18 protein-coding genes are annotated in these 16176 nt (G+C 59.6%); 10 read left to right on the top strand and 8 right to left on the bottom strand.

The features are described from left to right. Positions 1–148: 148 nt before the first annotated feature. Positions 149–1036, top strand: a complete 888-nt coding sequence (gene rhtA / locus ACLD1X_RS20450) for a threonine/homoserine exporter RhtA (protein WP_429370713.1) — start codon at positions 149–151, stop codon at positions 1034–1036. A gap of 169 nt (positions 1037–1205) precedes the next feature. Next, positions 1206–1487, top strand: coding sequence for a hypothetical protein (locus ACLD1X_RS20455; protein ID WP_429370715.1), 282 nt, complete (start codon positions 1206–1208; stop codon positions 1485–1487). A 14-nt stretch (positions 1488–1501) separates the two neighbouring features. Here ACLD1X_RS20455 and ACLD1X_RS20460 read toward each other — a convergent pair whose 3' ends face one another. Next, entirely contained in the window at positions 1502–2062 is a 561-nt protein-coding gene (locus ACLD1X_RS20460) for a TetR/AcrR family transcriptional regulator (RefSeq protein WP_429370717.1), read from the bottom strand. Between the two features lie 93 nt (positions 2063–2155). On the opposite strand from ACLD1X_RS20460, the gene ACLD1X_RS20465 reads away from it, so the two are divergent. Together ACLD1X_RS20465 and ACLD1X_RS20470 are read left to right on the top strand one after the other, a co-directional pair. After that, a complete protein-coding gene (locus ACLD1X_RS20465; RefSeq protein ID WP_429370719.1) occupies positions 2156–2884 on the top strand; it encodes an SDR family oxidoreductase in 729 nt (242 codons plus the stop codon). 36 nt (positions 2885–2920) lie between these two features. Continuing rightward, positions 2921–3511, top strand: coding sequence for a 2-hydroxychromene-2-carboxylate isomerase (locus ACLD1X_RS20470; RefSeq protein ID WP_429370721.1), 591 nt, complete (start codon positions 2921–2923; stop codon positions 3509–3511). Here the strand turns inward: ACLD1X_RS20470 and ACLD1X_RS20475 are convergent. Beyond that, entirely contained in the window at positions 3508–4506 is a 999-nt protein-coding gene (locus tag ACLD1X_RS20475) for a zinc-dependent alcohol dehydrogenase family protein (RefSeq protein WP_429370723.1), read from the bottom strand. The two genes, ACLD1X_RS20470 and ACLD1X_RS20475, sit on opposite strands and share 4 nt — an antisense overlap. Before the next feature lie 104 nt (positions 4507–4610). Between ACLD1X_RS20475 and ACLD1X_RS20480 the strand changes: the two genes are divergently transcribed. Beyond that, positions 4611–5528, top strand: a complete 918-nt coding sequence (locus ACLD1X_RS20480; RefSeq protein ID WP_429370931.1) for a LysR family transcriptional regulator — start codon at positions 4611–4613, stop codon at positions 5526–5528. Here the strand turns inward: ACLD1X_RS20480 and ACLD1X_RS20485 are convergent. From ACLD1X_RS20485 to ACLD1X_RS20500, 4 genes are all read right to left on the bottom strand, one after another. Continuing rightward, complete coding sequence (locus ACLD1X_RS20485) at positions 5521–7329, bottom strand: aminopeptidase P family protein (protein ID WP_429370725.1); 1809 nt, start codon at positions 7327–7329, stop codon at positions 5521–5523. The two genes, ACLD1X_RS20480 and ACLD1X_RS20485, sit on opposite strands and share 8 nt — an antisense overlap. Positions 7330–7394: 65 nt before the next feature. Continuing rightward, positions 7395–8552: a cysteine desulfurase family protein gene (locus tag ACLD1X_RS20490; protein WP_429370727.1), complete on the bottom strand. Its 1158-nt coding sequence runs from the start codon at positions 8550–8552 to the stop codon at positions 7395–7397. 206 nt (positions 8553–8758) lie between these two features. Then, on the bottom strand, positions 8759–9373 hold the full coding sequence (locus ACLD1X_RS20495; RefSeq protein WP_429370729.1) for a LysE family translocator: 615 nt from the start codon (positions 9371–9373) through the stop codon (positions 8759–8761). Between the two features lie 100 nt (positions 9374–9473). Beyond that, positions 9474–9743, bottom strand: coding sequence for a hypothetical protein (locus ACLD1X_RS20500; RefSeq protein ID WP_429370731.1), 270 nt, complete (start codon positions 9741–9743; stop codon positions 9474–9476). Between the two features lie 324 nt (positions 9744–10067). Here ACLD1X_RS20500 and ACLD1X_RS20505 point away from each other — a divergent pair, with 324 nt between their 5' ends. The 4 genes from ACLD1X_RS20505 to ACLD1X_RS20520 all read left to right on the top strand — a co-directional run bounded on the left by ACLD1X_RS20505 (position 10068) and on the right by ACLD1X_RS20520 (position 12979). After that, positions 10068–10526: a VOC family protein gene (locus ACLD1X_RS20505; protein ID WP_429370733.1), complete on the top strand. Its 459-nt coding sequence runs from the start codon at positions 10068–10070 to the stop codon at positions 10524–10526. A 385-nt stretch (positions 10527–10911) separates the two neighbouring features. Further along, a complete protein-coding gene (locus ACLD1X_RS20510; RefSeq protein WP_429370735.1) occupies positions 10912–12114 on the top strand; it encodes a PepSY-associated TM helix domain-containing protein in 1203 nt (400 codons plus the stop codon). Beyond that, positions 12111–12653 (top strand): thiamine pyrophosphate-binding protein, encoded by a 543-nt coding sequence (locus ACLD1X_RS20515; RefSeq protein WP_429370737.1) that lies wholly within the window; start codon positions 12111–12113, stop codon positions 12651–12653. Before ACLD1X_RS20510 ends, ACLD1X_RS20515 begins: the two co-directional genes overlap by 4 nt. After that, positions 12650–12979 carry a hypothetical protein gene (locus ACLD1X_RS20520; RefSeq protein ID WP_429370739.1) on the top strand — a complete coding sequence of 110 codons (330 nt, stop codon included), beginning with the start codon at positions 12650–12652 and terminating at the stop codon, positions 12977–12979. The genes ACLD1X_RS20515 and ACLD1X_RS20520 overlap by 4 nt, the downstream gene beginning before the upstream one ends. 181 nt (positions 12980–13160) lie before the next feature. Here ACLD1X_RS20520 and ACLD1X_RS20525 read toward each other — a convergent pair whose 3' ends face one another. Together ACLD1X_RS20525 and ACLD1X_RS20530 are read right to left on the bottom strand one after the other, a co-directional pair. Then, a complete protein-coding gene (locus tag ACLD1X_RS20525) occupies positions 13161–14486 on the bottom strand; it encodes an ATP-binding protein (RefSeq protein WP_429370741.1) in 1326 nt (441 codons plus the stop codon). After that, positions 14483–15163, bottom strand: coding sequence for a response regulator (locus ACLD1X_RS20530; protein ID WP_008020398.1), 681 nt, complete (start codon positions 15161–15163; stop codon positions 14483–14485). Before ACLD1X_RS20530 ends, ACLD1X_RS20525 begins: the two co-directional genes overlap by 4 nt. Positions 15164–15456: 293 nt before the next feature. Here ACLD1X_RS20530 and ACLD1X_RS20535 point away from each other — a divergent pair, with 293 nt between their 5' ends. Further along, positions 15457–16149, top strand: a complete 693-nt coding sequence (locus ACLD1X_RS20535; protein WP_429370744.1) for a hypothetical protein — start codon at positions 15457–15459, stop codon at positions 16147–16149. Positions 16150–16176 lie beyond the last annotated feature (27 nt).

Below are 16176 nucleotides of genomic sequence, written 5' to 3' on the forward strand. Positions count from 1 at the left end.
AATCTGCCGTCAAGCACCGATTATGGTTTTCTACCGATATGCGCAAAAACACTGCTTATATATAGACGCGCCTGCGGGGAATGCGCAGTATATTGCCCAATAGTTAGAGAGATCTCCTTGTTCCCCCCTTTTCGGACGATGCCACGCAATGAATGATCAGCCTCGCAGCCTCGCCTCAACTCTGTTCTCGGTTGGGCTGCTGCTCATAGCCATGGCGTCGATCCAGTCCGGAGCTTCCCTGGCCAAAAGCATGTTCTCTGTTGTCGGCCCTCAAGGGACGACAACATTACGCCTGATTTTTGCCAGCGTGATCATGATGTTGATACTGCGTCCATGGCGGGCAAAACTCACCGCAAGATCCCTGCGCACCGTCATCATTTACGGCATGGCGCTGGGCGGCATGAACTTCCTCTTCTATATGTCACTGCAAACCGTTCCTCTGGGCATTGCGGTGGCGCTTGAGTTCACCGGGCCATTGGCCGTGGCGATCTACGCCTCGCGTCGCGCGATCGACTTCTTGTGGATCGCCCTGGCTGCCGTCGGCTTGCTGTTGCTGATACCGACAGGCGAAGCGAGCGCAGGCATCGACCTGGTCGGCGCCGGTTATGCCTTGGGTGCCGGGGTCTGCTGGGCACTGTACATTTTGTTCGGGCAAAAGGCGGGAGCCGATAATGGCGTGCAGACTGCCGCGCTGGGGGTAATGATCGCTGCGCTCTTCGTAGCCCCTATCGGTATTGTCCATGCCGGTTCCGCTTTGCTGACCCCTTCTTTGATCCCTGTGGCCCTCGGCGTCGCCGTCTTGTCCACAGCCCTCCCCTACACCCTGGAGATGGTCGCCCTGACCCGCATGCCTGCCAGAACCTTCGGCACGCTGATGAGCATTGAGCCCGCCTTCGGCGCGTTATCGGGCCTGCTGTTCCTTCACGAATACCTCTCGCTGTCGCAATGGATGGCGATCCTGTGCATCATTCTGGCATCCGTCGGTGCAACCATGACCATGAGCACCGCCGCCAGACCCGCCGTAGCGGCAGATTGATGACCGATATGACACGGCTCTGGTATTTGCCGCTCAATTAGGCCATGTTTAGCCCCGCACCCCAGAATCAGACCATGGACAATTTCAGATAGGGATATCGATACGCGTCAATCGAAAGCGAACGCAGTCAGACCCGGGCACAAGATCCGGGGACGCTATAAGGACAGTAATGAAACGAATTTTGATACTGATCGCCGTACTTGCAATTGCGGGCTGCGCAGCGACATCAAAAACACAGATCAAGCACGGCAGGAAAGGGTTACACATCAACTGTTCCGGACTGTCTTCGTCCTGGGACAAATGCTACACCAGCGCCGCCAACTCCTGCGCACCCAAGGGATACAAGGTCATTGCCAAGTCGGGAGATGCCGTGGAGGAACCCGGCGATTATCCGTTTGGCCTCAATCCTGCGGGTTATACCAGCCGCAGCATGATTGTCATCTGCAAATAGGCAGGGCCGTCGCGTCAGGTTCTCGGACTTGCGATCTGACGGCCAATTTCCTCGTAACTGGACTTCAGCACCGCGCGCTGGATATCCGGATTAGCCAGCATACGCGCCACGACCAGCGCGCCAATACATTGCGACAGAATCGCCCACGCCAGGCTGTCGCTTTGCAGAACACCAGCCCAACTTTCCTGAAGCCGACAAATCCAGTGCTCTGCCTGTTGGCGGACAGTCACGTCGGAACGGGCGATTTCCGCCCCCAATGCCGGTAATGCACAACCGGTTTCCGGATTTTCGACGTGAGACATGCTCAGGTACAGCTTCAAGCAGCGCTCAAGCTTTTCACGGTCCTGCCCTTCTCCCAATCGCGCCAGGCTCTGCCCCAACTCACGCTCGACAATAGTTGCGAACAACTCGTCTTTCGACGAGAAGTGGCTGTAGAAGGCACCGCCACTCAGGCCAATCGCTTTCATCAGGCCGTCCACGCCCACCGTTGAAAATCCGGACTTCTTGGCCGAAACAGCACTGCTTTCCAGCAGCCTTTGCCTGGTTTCCAGCTTGTGACTGGCCGAATAACGCATTGTCCTTCTCCCAAAGTTGATCGCCTTGACGCCTGTCGAATCGTAGCATAACGTTCGTTTAGTTAACGATCGTTTACCAAAAGGGATCTACCCATGAATAACAAGAAGGTCGTACTGGTCGTCGGTGCAGGTGATGCCACCGGCGGCGCCATTGCCAAGCGTTTTGCCCAAGAGGGTTTTGTCGCCTGCGTCACCCGCCGCAGTGCGGACAAACTCCAGCCACTGGTGGACGCCATCAAGGCCGATGGCGGCGAGGCCTACGGTTTCGCCTGTGATGCACGCAAGGAGGAAGACGTGATCGCGCTGGTCGAGCAGATCGAGAGTCAGATTGGCCCCATCGAAGCATTCGTCTTCAACATCGGCGCCAATGTGCCGTGCAGCATTCTCGAAGAAACCGCCCGCAAGTATTTCAAGATCTGGGAAATGGCCTGTTTTTCCGGTTTTCTCAACGCGCGTGAAGTCGCCAAGCGCATGGCCAAGCGCCAGCGGGGCACGATCCTGTTCACTGGCGCCACCGCCGGCATGCGTGGCGCTGCCGGGTTCGCCGCCTTTGCGGGGGCCAAGCACGGCATTCGTGCACTGGCGCAAAGCATGGCCCGAGAGCTCGGCCCGATGAATATTCACGTTGCCCATGTCGTCGTCGACGGCGCCATCGATACCGACTTCATTCGTGAAAGCTTCCCGGAGAAATACGCCACCAAGGACCAGGATGGCATCCTCAATCCCGAGCATATCGCCGAAAACTACTGGTACCTGCACAGCCAGCCCCGCGATGCCTGGACTTTCGAGCTGGACCTTCGCCCCTGGAGCGAACGCTGGTAACTTCTCCTGCACAACAATAAGACGAGTGCCTTGAATATGAGCAAAACCGTGGAGTTCTACTTCGACCTCGGCAGCCCCGCCACCTATCTGGCCTACACCCAGCTACCGAAGATCTGCGCACAGACCGACGCTCAGTTGATCTACATTCCGTTCTTGCTGGGTGGGGTGTTCAAAGCCACTGGCAACGCCTCTCCGGTGACGGTCCCGGCCAAGGGCCGCTATATGTTTCAGGATCTGGACCGCTACGCCAAACGCTATGGCGTGCCTCTGAAGTTCAATCCCCACTTCCCGATCAACACCTTGATGCTGATGCGTGCCGTAACAGGCATGCAGCTGCGCCACCCTGAACGTTTTGCCGCCTTCATCGATTGCCTGTTCAAGGCAATCTGGGTCGACGGTCGCAGCCTGGATGATCCGGCAACCGTTGCGGCAGTGCTCAGCGAACACGGGTTCGATCCACAGGAAGTACTGGCCCTGACCGCCGATGAGGAAGTCAAAGCCCTGCTCAAGGACAACACCGAAAAAGCCGTAGCGCGAGGCGTATTCGGAGCCCCAAGCATGTTTGTCGACAACCAGTTGTACTTCGGCCAGGATCGACTCGACTTCGTGCTCGAGGCCTTGCGTTAAATCTCGACCACCAACCGCCCCTTTGCCGCTCCCGACAAGAGCAGTAGATGGGCGGCTTCTGCGGTTTGCAAAGTGAACAGGTGCGGGTCAAGCAAAGGTACGAGCTGACCCGCCTCAATCAGCCGTGCCGCCTCGTGCAGAATCTCGCCGTGATGCTCACGTCCCTGGCCCGTCAAGAGCGGCAGCAAAGTGAAGACACCGGAGTAAGTCGCCCCGCGAAAGGAAAGCGGTGCCAGGCTGTGCTGCCCCCACCCCAGGCAACTGAGCACATGACCGTGATACATCCGCGCAGCCTTGAATGACGCATCCAGGGTTTCGCCTCCCACCGTGTCATAGACAATGTCGAAGCCCTCGCCGGCCGTATGTTGCACCACATAGTCCTCGACCGAAGACTTGCGATAATCGATAAAGGTTGCACCGAACCCTTCGATGATCGATTGCTGCCCGGCCGAGCCCGTGGCGAAAACCTCAGCGCCAAAAGCGCGGGCGATTTGCACGGCGACATGTCCGACACCACCGGCACCGCCATGGATCAAAACCTTCTGCCCGGGCCGAACGCGAGCCCGGTCCACCAGCCCTTCCCAAGCAGTGATCAGCACCAGCGGCAAACCGGCAGCCTCACGCACGCTCAGGTTGAGCGGTTTGCGAGCCAACAGTCGCGCATCGACCGCCGCGTATTCGGCCAAAGAGCCCTGAATACCACCAATACCTGTGGCCATGGCGTACACCTCGTCTCCCACAAGCCAGCCACTGACGCCCTCTCCCAGCGCCTCTACGGTCCCGGCCAGATCCATCCCCAGTATCGCCGGCAATGGCTGACCTGCATGGGCTGCTTGCCCGGAGCGGATTTTGCCATCCAGCGGATTCACACCGCTGGCCTTGATCCTGACCAATACCTGCCCCGCCTGCGGCACCGGACGTGCAATGGAAACCAAACGTAACGGCGCATTGGCCGAGTCGACCATCAGAGCGCGCATATTCAGTGAGTCAGTCATTTCGCCATGTCCCATCAGAAGTGAATGTGGGGCTAATCTTGCTTCGCCCAACTCATGCCGATAAGACGCCATATCGCTATAGTGATCATGCCAATAAAGCATCAATGAGGAATCCCGTGGACAAACTCAACGCAATGGCGATTTTCGTGCGAGTGGTCGAACGGGGCAGCTTTTCTGCCGTTGCCCGGGAGATGCAGAACAGCCAGCCGACCATCAGCAAAGTGCTGCAGGCGCTGGAAGCTCGATTGGGAGGAAAGCTGATTGCCCGCAGCACCCGCAAGTTATCCCTGACGGACGAAGGTCAGCGCTATTACAACGAATGCCGGGGCATCCTCGCCGCCGTGGATGCGGCAGAACATAGCTTTCAATCCGGTCGCGAAAAGGTCGCCGGGCCGTTGAAAATCGGCTCGTCGGTGAGTTTCGGCCGCTTGCAGATCGCCCCCCGGTTGCCGGACTTTCTCAAACACTACCCTGAGGTACAGATAGACCTGCAACTGAGCGACCAAAACCAGGATCTGGTCAACGAAGGGCTGGACGTCACATTCCGCATTGGAGCCCTGAACGACAGCGGCCTGATCGCTCGCCTTGTTGGCACGACCCATCGGGTGACCGTCGCATCACCTGACTACCTCAGGCAATACGGCCAACCGCAAACACCGCAGGAACTGAGCAGACACAACTGCCTGATGTTCAACCTGCTGAGCAGTCAAAACCTGTGGGTGTACACAAAGGACGCCCAACGTCACGAAGTGCGGATCAAGGGCAATGCACAGAGCAACAATTCCGAGGCGATCCGTGAACTGGTGCTGGGGGGATTGGGAATTGCGCTATCACCGGTGTGGCTATTCAATGAAGACCTGATCGCTGGCCGGGTGATCGCGATTTTGCAGGGTTACAGCACGCTGTCGCTGCCGATACATGCCGTATCCCCGGCAAATCGTCGCCAATCCGCCAGGGTCAAAGCCTTTGTCGACTATATGGCTCAGGCGCTGGAAAACGCGCCCGAACTTCACATCAAATAGCCGCGGTGCGGGTATTCAGCCACTCCAGCGCGGCACCTTCGACCAACGGGCTCAGGCGTTCGCGCACTTCAGCGTGGTAAGCGTTGAACCACTGCTTCTCCTCCTCGGACAACAGCGAAGTTTCCAGGCAACGCGTGTCGATCGGGCACAGGGTCAATGTTTCGAACTTCAGGAACTCGCCGAATTCGTTTTTGCCCGCTTCACGGTTCATCGCCAGGTTTTCAATGCGCACCCCCCAACGACCCGGACGATAGGTGCCCGGCTCAATGGACGTGATCATCCCGGGCTGCATCGCGGTTTGCGGTGCAGGTGCGGCCTGATAGGCGATGACTTGCGGACCTTCGTGGACGTTCAGGAAGTAACCGACGCCATGACCGGTGCCGTGGCCATAGTCGACACTTTCAGCCCAGATGGGCGCGCGCGCGATGGCGTCGAGCAGCGGCGACAGAATGCCTTTGGGGAACTGCGCGCGGGACAAGGCAATCACGCCTTTGAGCACGCGAGTGCAATCGCGTTTTTGCTCATCGGTCGGCGTGCCCACCGCAACCATCCGCGTGATATCGGTGGTGCCGCCCAGGTACTGGCCGCCGGAGTCGATCAACAGCAGACCGTCCCCCTCGACTACCGCATGTTCTTCTTCGGTAGCGTGGTAGTGCGGCATCGCGCCATTGGCGTTGAACGCGGCGATGGTGTTGAAACTCAGCGATACATAATCCGGACGGCGCTCGCGGGCGGCGGTGAGTTTTTCGTCGATGGTCAGCTCGGTGATGCGCTCGCGGCCCAACGCCGAATCCAGCCAGGCGAAGAATTCGCACAGTGCTGCACCGTCCTGTTCCATGGCCTGACGGATGTGCTCGGCATCGGCCAGGCTTTTTTGCGATTTGGCCAGGGTCGTCGGGTTCAGGCCTTCGATCAGCTTCACCCCGCTGTCGAGGTTGTCCAGCAACCCCGCCGTGACCCGCGCCGGGTCGACTTGCAAGCTCGCGCCGCTCGGCACGGCGCGCAGTGCGGCAGCGACTTCGCTGTAGTCGCGCAAGGTCACCCCGTCCTGTTCGAGGATTGCGCGCAACTCGGCGCTGACTTTGCTCAAGGCGACAAACAGCGTGGCCTGTTGCTGATTGATCAGGGCGAAGGAAACAAACACCGGGTTGAACGACACGTCGCCGCCACGCAGGTTGAACAGCCAGGCGATGTCATCGAGGGTGGCGATGAAATGCCAGTCGGCACCCTTTGCCTTGAGGGTTTCACGCAGTTTGGCGAGTTTTTCGCCACGGCTGACGGTCGCCTGCGGCGGCAAGTGCTGATAGATCGGTTCGTCCGGCAGGCTTGGGCGGTCGCTCCAGACTCCGTTCAACAGGTCGATGTCGGTGCGCAGGCGCGCTCCACGCTCTTCAAGTTTACCGCCCAGGGTCCGTGCCGAAGCCACGGCCATGACCGCGCCATCGACCGCAACCACGCCACCTTCGGGGGTTTGCTCGGCCAGCCATTCCAGTGGCCCGGGTTGACCCGGTTGCAGCTTGACCAGATCAATGCCGCTGCCCTTGAGTTCCTTGGTCGCCTGCTCCCAATAACGGCTGTCGGCCCAGACACCGGCAAAATCCGGGGTCACGATCAAGGTGCCGACCGAGCCGTGGAAACCCGACAACCACTGGCGCCCCTGCCAGTAACCCGGCAGGTATTCGGACAGGTGCGGGTCGGCCGACGGCACCAGCAAGGCGTGAATGCCCTCCCGGCTCATCAGTTCGCGGGTTTGCGCCAGGCGCTGGGGCACCGATCCATTGATCGAAAGCTGCGTATTCATCGTGTCTCCTGCTAACCACTTCATCATTATTGTTGAGTGCCGATCATCGTCGGCGCTTCGTCGCCCTACTGCCAGAATGCCGGAGCACTGGCGCAGGCTGCCTTGATCAGTTGAACCGCCTGGTCGATATCCTGCTCGGTGGTGAAACGCCCGAGGCTCAAGCGGATGGTGCGACTGGCCGAACGGGCGTCATGCCCCAGGGCCAGCAGTACATGGGATGGGGCATTGCTCGCGGAATTGCAGGCCGAGGTCGCGGAAAACGCGATCGAAGCCAGCAATGCCGCCGGGTTGAACTCGCCTTCACTGAAGGTCAGGCTCAGGGTATGGGGAATGCGCCGGGTCGGACTGCCGTTGAGACGCACGCCGGGAATGCCGTGCAATTGCTCGAGCAAGCGTTCACGCAAACGCTCGATGACGGCTTTCTCTTCATCGAAGGACGCCGCCGCCAGGGCGAATGCCGACCCCATGGCCACGATCTGATGGGTCGCCAGGGTGCCGGAGCGTAAACCGCCCTCATGCCCGCCACCATGGATCTGCGCCTGCAATCGTTGTTGCGCACGCGGACCGACGTACAGCGCACCGATGCCTTTGGGGCCATAGAGCTTGTGCGCGGAAAACGACATCAGGTCCACCGGCCACTGCGCGAGGTCGATCGCCACTTTGCCCGCGCCCTGTGCGGCGTCGACATGAAACAACGCCCCACGGTCACGCACCACCTGGCCGATGGCGGGAACATCGTTGAGCGTACCCAGTTCGTTGTTGACCAGCATCAGCGACACCAGGAAGGTGTCCTCGCGCATGGCTTCACTGACCGCTTGCGCAGTGATCACCCCTTCGGCGTCCGGCACCAGAAACGTCACGGCGACACCGGCATCCTGCAGTTGCCTGGCGGTATCGAGAATGGCCTTGTGTTCGATCTGGCTGGTGATGATATGGCCGCCGCCAGCACCGCGGGCCTGTGCTACGCCCTTGAGCGCGAGGTTGTTGGATTCGGTAGCACCCGAGGTCCAGACGATCTGTTCGGGCGTCGCGCCGACCAGTTCGGCGACCTGGCGTCGCGCCTGCTCCACCGATTGCCGGGCCTGTTGGCCGAAGATATGGGAGCTTGAGGCCGGATTGCCGAAATTGCCAGTAAAGCCCAGACACTCGACCATCACCTTGATGACCCGCTCATCCACCGGCGTGGTGGCGGCGTAATCGAAATACAACGGACGTTTATTCATAAAAGACTCGCAGAGCGTGTTCCGGGATCAGGAAGCTCGTGACTGTAAACGGCGAAGCGCAGCCTTGTGAGCTGCGCGCTGTTTTCAGAACGTTACCAATACCTGATCGGATGCCGTTAAAGAAGGGCTACTTCATTTAATAGTGCGTAGGAACGCTCCTGAAAAGTCAGCTTAACAGGCATCGGGCAACCTATTGAAGCAATGCGTCAGCTAAAGCTTTCGAGCATCAGCGGATACAGCGACCCCACGAGCAGCGCGGCCATGCCCCAATTGAACAGGCGCAGCCAGCGGCGATCCTTCAGAACGTTGCGCAACAGCGTGCCACAAGCAGCCCAGACGCCGACGCTCGGCAGGTTGATGATGGCAAAAACGGCCGCAATCACGATCACATTGGTGAAGTAACCCTGCATCGGCGTGTAGGTGCTGATCGCGCCAATGGCCATGATCCAGGCCTTGGGATTGACCCACTGGAATGCGGCGGCGCCCAGATAACTGATCGGTTTCGCCTCGCCCTGCTGACTCTCCGACATCGGCCCGGAATGGGCGATTTTCCACGCCAGGTACAGTAAATACGCCGCCCCCACATAACGCAGCACGGTGTAGAGCAAAGGATAAGTCTGGAACACCGCGCCCAGGCCGAAACCGACTGCCACCACCAGTACAAAGAAGCCACAGGTGATGCCGAGCATGTGCGGAATCGTGCGGCTGAAGCCGAAGTTCACCCCGGATGCCAGCAACATGGTGTTGTTCGGGCCGGGCGTGATCGAGGTGACGAGGGCGAACAGGGCGAAGCCCAGCAGCAGGTCGAGTGAGAGTGTCATGGGGGGAGTCCGTCAGGGTCGGTCAGGTGTTGACCCTATCGCACCCCTTGGGCGAAACCCATGGACAGTTACGCGAAACTTGGAGCGGTACAGTTTCGCCTCAGCTTGGACGACCGTGAAGCTGTACAGATCGCCCGGCGTTCATTTCACCCTGGTTGTCGAAGCCGAACGACTTTTGCGGCTGGCCGAGCAGTTCGGCTTTTTTCGCATGGTACTCGTCGAAGGACAATCCGCGACGGTTCAGCGCCTCCAGCGCCAGTTCCCTGGTTTCTTCAGCCGTGTAAGGGCGAAGCTCCGGGGCAACATGGCTGGCACATCCGGCGAGTACGGAGACGGCGAGCATCAGCAAAGTGGCGATCATCGGTTTCATTTTGGCGTCCTGGCGACTGGGTTCGAGGCAATGAACACAGGCTACCCGCGCCTCCCGGGCAGCAGAAATCAACGCTTTCAATAGTGGCTATCAGGAAATGGCGATCATTGTCCTGATCAGCCCTGGTCCACCAGAGTGCAATGCAGGCGATGTGCCGGGAGAACGCGGGCCGGGAGCGCACTGGCTGCAGCCAGCCTGATGGCACTTGTATGGCGTTGCTGCTCGTCGGGCACTCGGTGAGGCGCAAGAGGCTGGCCTATATTTATTCGGCCATGTAACGGCACAGGAACTGACATTCACACGACAAGAACAGGGAGATCCATCATGAGCGTCAAACCCATTCCAGAGGGGTATCACAGCGTCACCCCCTATCTGGGCATCAGCAAGGCCGCCGACGCCATCGCCTTCTACAAAAAAGCCTTTGGCGCCATTGAAGTCATGCGCCTGAACATGCCCGACGGCGGTGTCGGCCACGCCGAACTGCGCATCGGCGATTGCCCGATCATGCTCGGCACACCGTGCGATCAAGGGCCTCTGAGCAATCCGGACAAATCACCGTCCGTGGGTCTGCATCTGTACGTGACAGATGTCGACAAGTCCTACAAACAGGCCATCGATGCCGGCGCAACCGTGGTATCGGAGGTCAAGGATCAATTCTACGGTGACCGTTCCGGCACCTTGAAGGATCCCTACGGGCATCTGTGGTTCCTGGCCACGCACAAGGAAGATCTGACTCAGGAACAGATCGAGCAACGGGCCAAGGAGATGTTTTCGCAGGGTTGAGACCTTCGTTAGCCTCTCGGCCCTCTTCGCGAGCAGGCTCGCTCCCACACGGGACTTGTGACCACTGAAGGCCCCTGTGGGAGCGGGCTTGCCCGCGATGAGGCCGGCACATCCAATAGATATGTTGCCTGACACTGCGCCTTCGCGAGCAAGCCCGCTCCCACCGTTTGATCTCCAGTGAATGTAAATCCTGCGCAGGCTGCCCTGCCTCTCTGCCTCTCGCGAAACATTTTCTTTCATTTCCCCTTTCGGGATTTCCTCTGCTCATCCGTCCTACCTGGATGCAGTCCTTTCGCACAGGCAAATGCCACGACCGGACCTTCAGGGCGCTCGTCCCTGCGAAGCCCGCAGCCGAGCGGCCTCTCATCCAGGCAAGACCTCCAACATGTCAAAGAAGTCCCGTTCAAAAATCTGGTTCCTGGTCCATAGCTGGCTGGCGCTGCCGATCTGGTTTTTCGTGCTGATCGTCTGCGTGACCGGCACCCTGGCGGTGATCAGCCAGGAAATCGTCTGGCTGGCCAATCCGCCAATGCGCGCCAGCCAGCCCTCGGACGATGCGCCTCTGCTCAGCTATCAGCGGGTCCTCGAAGCCATCAACCGCGCTGAACCGCAGACCATGGTGCAGAGCATCAGTCGCCCTGACGAATCGCACTTCGCCCTGGATGTCGAGGTCAGCTACCCCGACGGGCGTTCGGTGGTGATTTATGTCAATCCGTACAGCGGCGTGATCCAGGGTGTCGCGCCGCCATTCAACTTCCGCGCCTTTACCCGCGCCCTGCACGCCTGGTGGCTGGTGCCGTTCACCAATGGCTATAGCTGGGGCTGGTACCTGGTGTCGTTTCTCGGCTTGCCCTTGCTGGCGTCGCTGATCACCGGGCTGGTGGTCTACAAGCGCTTCTGGAAAGGTTTTTTCCGTCCGACCCTGCGCGTTCGCCACGGTGCGCGAATTTTCTGGGGCGACTTTCATCGCTTGAGCGGTATCTGGTCGATCTGGTTCATCGCGGTGATTTCCATCACCGGCACCTGGTTCCTGATCCAGGCATTGCTGTCCGATAACCAGATTTCCATTTCCACGGAAAAGATCATCCCGACGATGTCACGTGAAGCCGTGCCGCTGTCACCCGATGGCTCGCCCCCGCCGCGTATCGACCTTGATCGCGCGATTGAAATCGCCACGCAGGAAATCTCCGGGCTGGAGGCCAGTTTCGTCAGCCTGCCGGGCAATGCCTACAGCCATCTGGAAGTCGGCGGACGCGGTTGGTATCCGCTGATGTTCCAGACCGCCACCCTTAACCCGTACAACGGTGAAATCGCTGACTCGCGCCTGATTTCGGACCGTTCGACCCTGGAGTTCGTCACCGAGTCCATGCGCCCCCTGCACACCGGCGACTTCGGTGGCCTGTGGATCAAGTTGATCTGGGCGCTCTTCGGTCTGCTGCTGAGCATGATGGTACTCAGTGGTTTGCTGATCTGGACCAAGCGCACCGCACTGGCCACGGCCAATGCCTTCAAACGCGGCAACAAGCAACAGCGCGGCACTACGGCACAGGTGGCCACCCGCAACGAAGCGTCGCAGGCCAACCTGTGAGCAAAGTCACCGCGGTCGCACAACCCTCGCGCCTGAGCCTGTTCTGGCACACATGGCGCTTTCACCTGAACGTCCTGTTGCTCCTGATTCCACTCGGTTTCATGCCCGAGTACTTCGCCGACGAGGCGCTGATGCGTGGCGACAGTGGCCTTGGCGAACGGGAAATCGGCGAAGTCCGGGTCGGCCCATGGAGCCTGCGCCTGGCGGAATTACACAACGCCGCGCCCATGCCCGATGGCCCGGCCGGCTACATGAAGGGCTTCAACGCAGCGCTGTGTGATGCCTGTATCGGGCAGGTCAAGGCCACGTACCTGCGCATCGGCAAGCCCCGCAGTCTGCGCGCGGCCGGGGCGATTTTCTTCGGCGCGCCGTACCGCATGGGCGCTTCACTGCCCGTCCCGGAAAAGACCACGGCCGACGCCGAACTGTGGATCACCATGGAAGGCTGGGACGGCGCCATGCATCAGGCATCCATTCCGTTGAGCCAGGCCTCCCCCGCCACCATCGCCTGGCTGAACAAACAAGGAGGCAAACCATGATCACCCCTCTTCACTCACTCAAAGCCCTGTTGCTGGCGCTCTGCGTCGGCTTCAACGCCAGCGCCCTGGCCAATAACCCGATGTGCGAATGCAAGGCCGTCGACGCCGAACAGATCAAGTGCATCGGCGGTTTTTCCGATGGCAGCGGCGCGCCGGGCGTGACCCTTGATGTGATCGGCAACGACGAAACCATTCTGCTGCCGGGCAGGCTTGGCGCCGACTCGACCCTGACCTTCAAGAAGCCCGGCACCGAGTTCTATGTGCTGTTCGATGCCGGCCCCGGACACGTCGTGGAAATCGACCAAGCGGACATCGAGGCACCATGAGCTCTCTGCTGCGCCTGAGCACAACCGACGATGCCCGCGCCTGCGCAAGGCGGTAACACGCCAACCTTTGCAGGAGCGAGCCCTGCTCGCGATGGACTCAAGAACACCGCGTGCATTCAGAAAGCACGCGTTATCGTTATCGGTCATCGCGAGCTCGCTCCTGCAGGGGGTGTGGTGTTTTTCAGACCGGTTGCAGCGGCATCGTCAGCTCGACCCGCAAGCCGTCCGGCCGGCTATCGAAACGCAACGTGCAGCCGCAACGCTGAACGATGGCCTGGACAATCGCCAGGCCCAGACCACAACCGGTGCTCTGGCCGTTGCGCCAGAAGCGCTGGGTCAGGTGTTGCAAATCCTCTTGGGCAATCCCCGGCCCATGGTCGCGCACCACGAACTGCACGCGATTGCCGGTGGTTTCCAGGCTCAACTCCACCGCTTTGTCGGCCGGGGTATGACGCAGCGCGTTGTCGAGCAAATTGCGCAGTGCGGCAATCGACAGCACGGCGGGCATCTGTACAGGCGCAGCGGAGACCTTGCCCGGCGCCTGAAACCTGATGCGTTGACGATCGCCGCTCGCCGCGTCCTGAATCGCCAGTTTCGCCACTTGTTCGGCGTTGCATTGCACTCCGTCATCGAAAGACAGGCTGCCCTCGACTCGCGCCAGCAACAGCAATTGCTCCAGTGTCCGATGCATGCGGTCCGCGCCCTCTTCGGCCCGGGCCAGGGACTGGTCCCGGGCGTTGCCGTCGGTCATCCGTGCCACTTGCAGGTGGGTTTTGATCGCCGTCAGCGGACTGCGCAGTTCGTGGGCCGCGTCCCCGGTCAGGCGACGTTCGCGCTCGATGGCCTTGCCAATGCGTTGGAGCAACTGGTTCTGGGTTTCCAGCAAGGGTTGCAGCTCGCTGGGCAACGGCTGGATCTGCAAGGGTTCGAGGGAGTCGGCGCTGCGGCGCATCAAGGCGTCGCGCATGCGGTTGAGCGGCGCCAGCCCCTGGCCGATGCCCAGCCACAGCAGGCACAGGCACCCGAGCAAGGCCACGCCGACCGGTACCGAAGCAGCCAGCAGGATCGACATGTTCAAGGCTTCGCGCTCGATCTGCCGGTCGGCGGTGGTGATGCGCAGATCGCCCCGGGCCAACGTGAAACTGCGCCACGGCGCACCATCGATCATCTGATCGTGAAAACCCAGTTTTTCGGCCTCCAGGGTCTGCTGCGGATCGGTGTGACTGCGGGCCAGGATTTCACCGCGCAGCGAGCTGACCTGGCACGCCATGCCCCCCGGAATGTTCAGTTGTTCGGCGCTGAAGTGGGTGCCCTCGCCCTTGCTCGGCACGGGCGGCAGTTGCTCCATCAGGCCGGCGACCATGCGCGCCGACGCCACCAGGCGCTGGTCGAGGGAAAACATCATCTGGTTGCGCAAATCGCTGAGCATCCAGGCTGCGGCCAGGGCCCAGATCAACGCAAATGCGGCGCCGAGCGTCAGGCTCAGGCGCAAACGCAGGCTCATCACTTCGATTCTTCTCCGCCATCAGCCGGCCCCAGACGATAGCCCAGGCCGCGCACGGTCTCGACAATGCCATTGCCGAGCTTGCGCCGCAGGTGATGGATATGGACGTTGAGGGCGTTGCTTTCCAGTTCGTCATTGAAACCGTAGACGCTATCCTTGAGCTGCTCGGTGGACAGCACCCGCCCCCGGTTGTGCAACAGGGCTTGCAGCAGCGACTGCTCGCGGCGCGACAGGTCCACCGGCTGCCCCGCGAGCGTGGTTTCACGGCTGCTCGGGTCGTAGGTCAGGGCACCATGTTCGATCAGGTTGACGCTGCGGCCCGCCACCCGTCGCAACAGCGTGTGCAGGCGCGCAGCCAGTTCACGCAGGTCGAACGGCTTGAGCAGGTAATCATCGGCGCCGGCCTGCAGGCCATCGACGCGGTCGGTGACCGAATCACGCGCGGTGAGGATCAATACCGGCAACTCCAGGCCTTGATGGCGCAACTGTTGCAGCAGCTTGAGGCCATCTTCGTCCGGCAGGCCAAGGTCGAGCACCATGACATCGAACTCCGCGACCTTGAGCATCGCCCGGGCGGCGGATGCCGTGGCGACGTGTTCCACGGTCAGGCCCTGGGCTGTCAGGCCGGCGACAATGCCGCTGGCGATCAGCTCATCGTCTTCGCAAACCAGTACGTGCATGGGCGCTCCAAGAGTAAAAACCCGAGTCAAACACCTGTGGATTAAGCCGCAATTATGGCAAGGAGACTGACTGACGAACAGCACGGAAAAGCTCCAGCCCATCCGTCGCGCCCGTCACGCGCGTTTACAGGAACACGCAAGATTAATGACCTCAACTAACCTGGAAATATAAAGCCGATAAAAACACCTACAACCCAACCAAGTAAAACGATAATCTCGCACCAACTTCGAGAACCGAAAACAGCACACTTCGAAGTAGTTCACCACTTAAATAACCTGAAAGGAATCAGATCATGCCAGAACTCAAAAACTTTGTAGCTGTCGACCACCGTAGCGGACCCGACCGCATTTACTTTTTTTTCAAGGACACGAACACCTACGCTCGTTTCAACTTGGGGGACAACAAGGTCGCGGACAATGATCCCAGCACTGTAGTCTCTCACTGGGACGACTTCGACCAACATGTGAAAGACCTGCGCTTCGGGTTTAACACTTCGGGCCTTAATTGGAATCTCGAAGCCGAAAGTGATATAACCTGGTTTTTCTATTACAGCGGCAATACACCAATGGTATGCAAGTACGGCCAATACGACGACAGAGTAATATACAAAAAAACCATTTCAGAAACTGTCTGGGCGCCACTGGAACCTTACTTTGACAGAATTATTGGTGTCCTGTGGGATGAAAAGGCGGAAGTCAAGCACACTTACCACGTACTGTTGAAGGGCGGAAACTATCTCATCTACAATCCGTGGTTGAAAAAAATAACGAAATTAAGGCCCCTCAAAGGCTCTATATGGAGCGAACTGGAGCAATATAAAGACCGCATGATAACGACAGTACTTAACGACTACCCACTAGTCGACATATTTTTCTATATCTTCCTGACCAATAATGAATATCTGAGATTTGACGTGAATAAACGGAGCCTATCGGATCCGATCGCGATCGATGAAGTGTCCTGGCCAGGACTAATTGAAAACTAAGCATTCGCCCCCACAGATTCAGGCACC

This window comes from Pseudomonas sp. 18173 (assembly GCF_050432945.1).
Lineage (GTDB): Bacteria > Pseudomonadota > Gammaproteobacteria > Pseudomonadales > Pseudomonadaceae > Aquipseudomonas.

Bases quoted from the DNA above. Each gene is read 5' to 3' on its own strand.
- rhtA (WP_429370713.1), top strand. From the start codon at position 149: ATGAATGATCAGCCTCGCAGCCTCGCCTCAACTCTGTTCTCGGTTGGG.
- ACLD1X_RS20455 (WP_429370715.1), top strand. From the start codon at position 1,206: ATGAAACGAATTTTGATACTGATCGCCGTACTTGCAATTGCGGGCTGC.
- ACLD1X_RS20460 (WP_429370717.1), bottom strand. From the start codon at position 2,062: ATGCGTTATTCGGCCAGTCACAAGCTGGAAACCAGGCAAAGGCTGCTG.
- ACLD1X_RS20465 (WP_429370719.1), top strand. From the start codon at position 2,156: ATGAATAACAAGAAGGTCGTACTGGTCGTCGGTGCAGGTGATGCCACC.
- ACLD1X_RS20470 (WP_429370721.1), top strand. From the start codon at position 2,921: ATGAGCAAAACCGTGGAGTTCTACTTCGACCTCGGCAGCCCCGCCACC.
- ACLD1X_RS20475 (WP_429370723.1), bottom strand. From the start codon at position 4,506: ATGACTGACTCACTGAATATGCGCGCTCTGATGGTCGACTCGGCCAAT.
- ACLD1X_RS20480 (WP_429370931.1), top strand. From the start codon at position 4,611: ATGAGGAATCCCGTGGACAAACTCAACGCAATGGCGATTTTCGTGCGA.
- ACLD1X_RS20485 (WP_429370725.1), bottom strand. From the start codon at position 7,329: ATGAATACGCAGCTTTCGATCAATGGATCGGTGCCCCAGCGCCTGGCG.
- ACLD1X_RS20490 (WP_429370727.1), bottom strand. From the start codon at position 8,552: ATGAATAAACGTCCGTTGTATTTCGATTACGCCGCCACCACGCCGGTG.
- ACLD1X_RS20495 (WP_429370729.1), bottom strand. From the start codon at position 9,373: ATGACACTCTCACTCGACCTGCTGCTGGGCTTCGCCCTGTTCGCCCTC.
- ACLD1X_RS20500 (WP_429370731.1), bottom strand. From the start codon at position 9,743: ATGAAACCGATGATCGCCACTTTGCTGATGCTCGCCGTCTCCGTACTC.
- ACLD1X_RS20505 (WP_429370733.1), top strand. From the start codon at position 10,068: ATGAGCGTCAAACCCATTCCAGAGGGGTATCACAGCGTCACCCCCTAT.
- ACLD1X_RS20510 (WP_429370735.1), top strand. From the start codon at position 10,912: ATGTCAAAGAAGTCCCGTTCAAAAATCTGGTTCCTGGTCCATAGCTGG.
- ACLD1X_RS20520 (WP_429370739.1), top strand. From the start codon at position 12,650: ATGATCACCCCTCTTCACTCACTCAAAGCCCTGTTGCTGGCGCTCTGC.
- ACLD1X_RS20530 (WP_008020398.1), bottom strand. From the start codon at position 15,163: ATGCACGTACTGGTTTGCGAAGACGATGAGCTGATCGCCAGCGGCATT.
- ACLD1X_RS20535 (WP_429370744.1), top strand. From the start codon at position 15,457: ATGCCAGAACTCAAAAACTTTGTAGCTGTCGACCACCGTAGCGGACCC.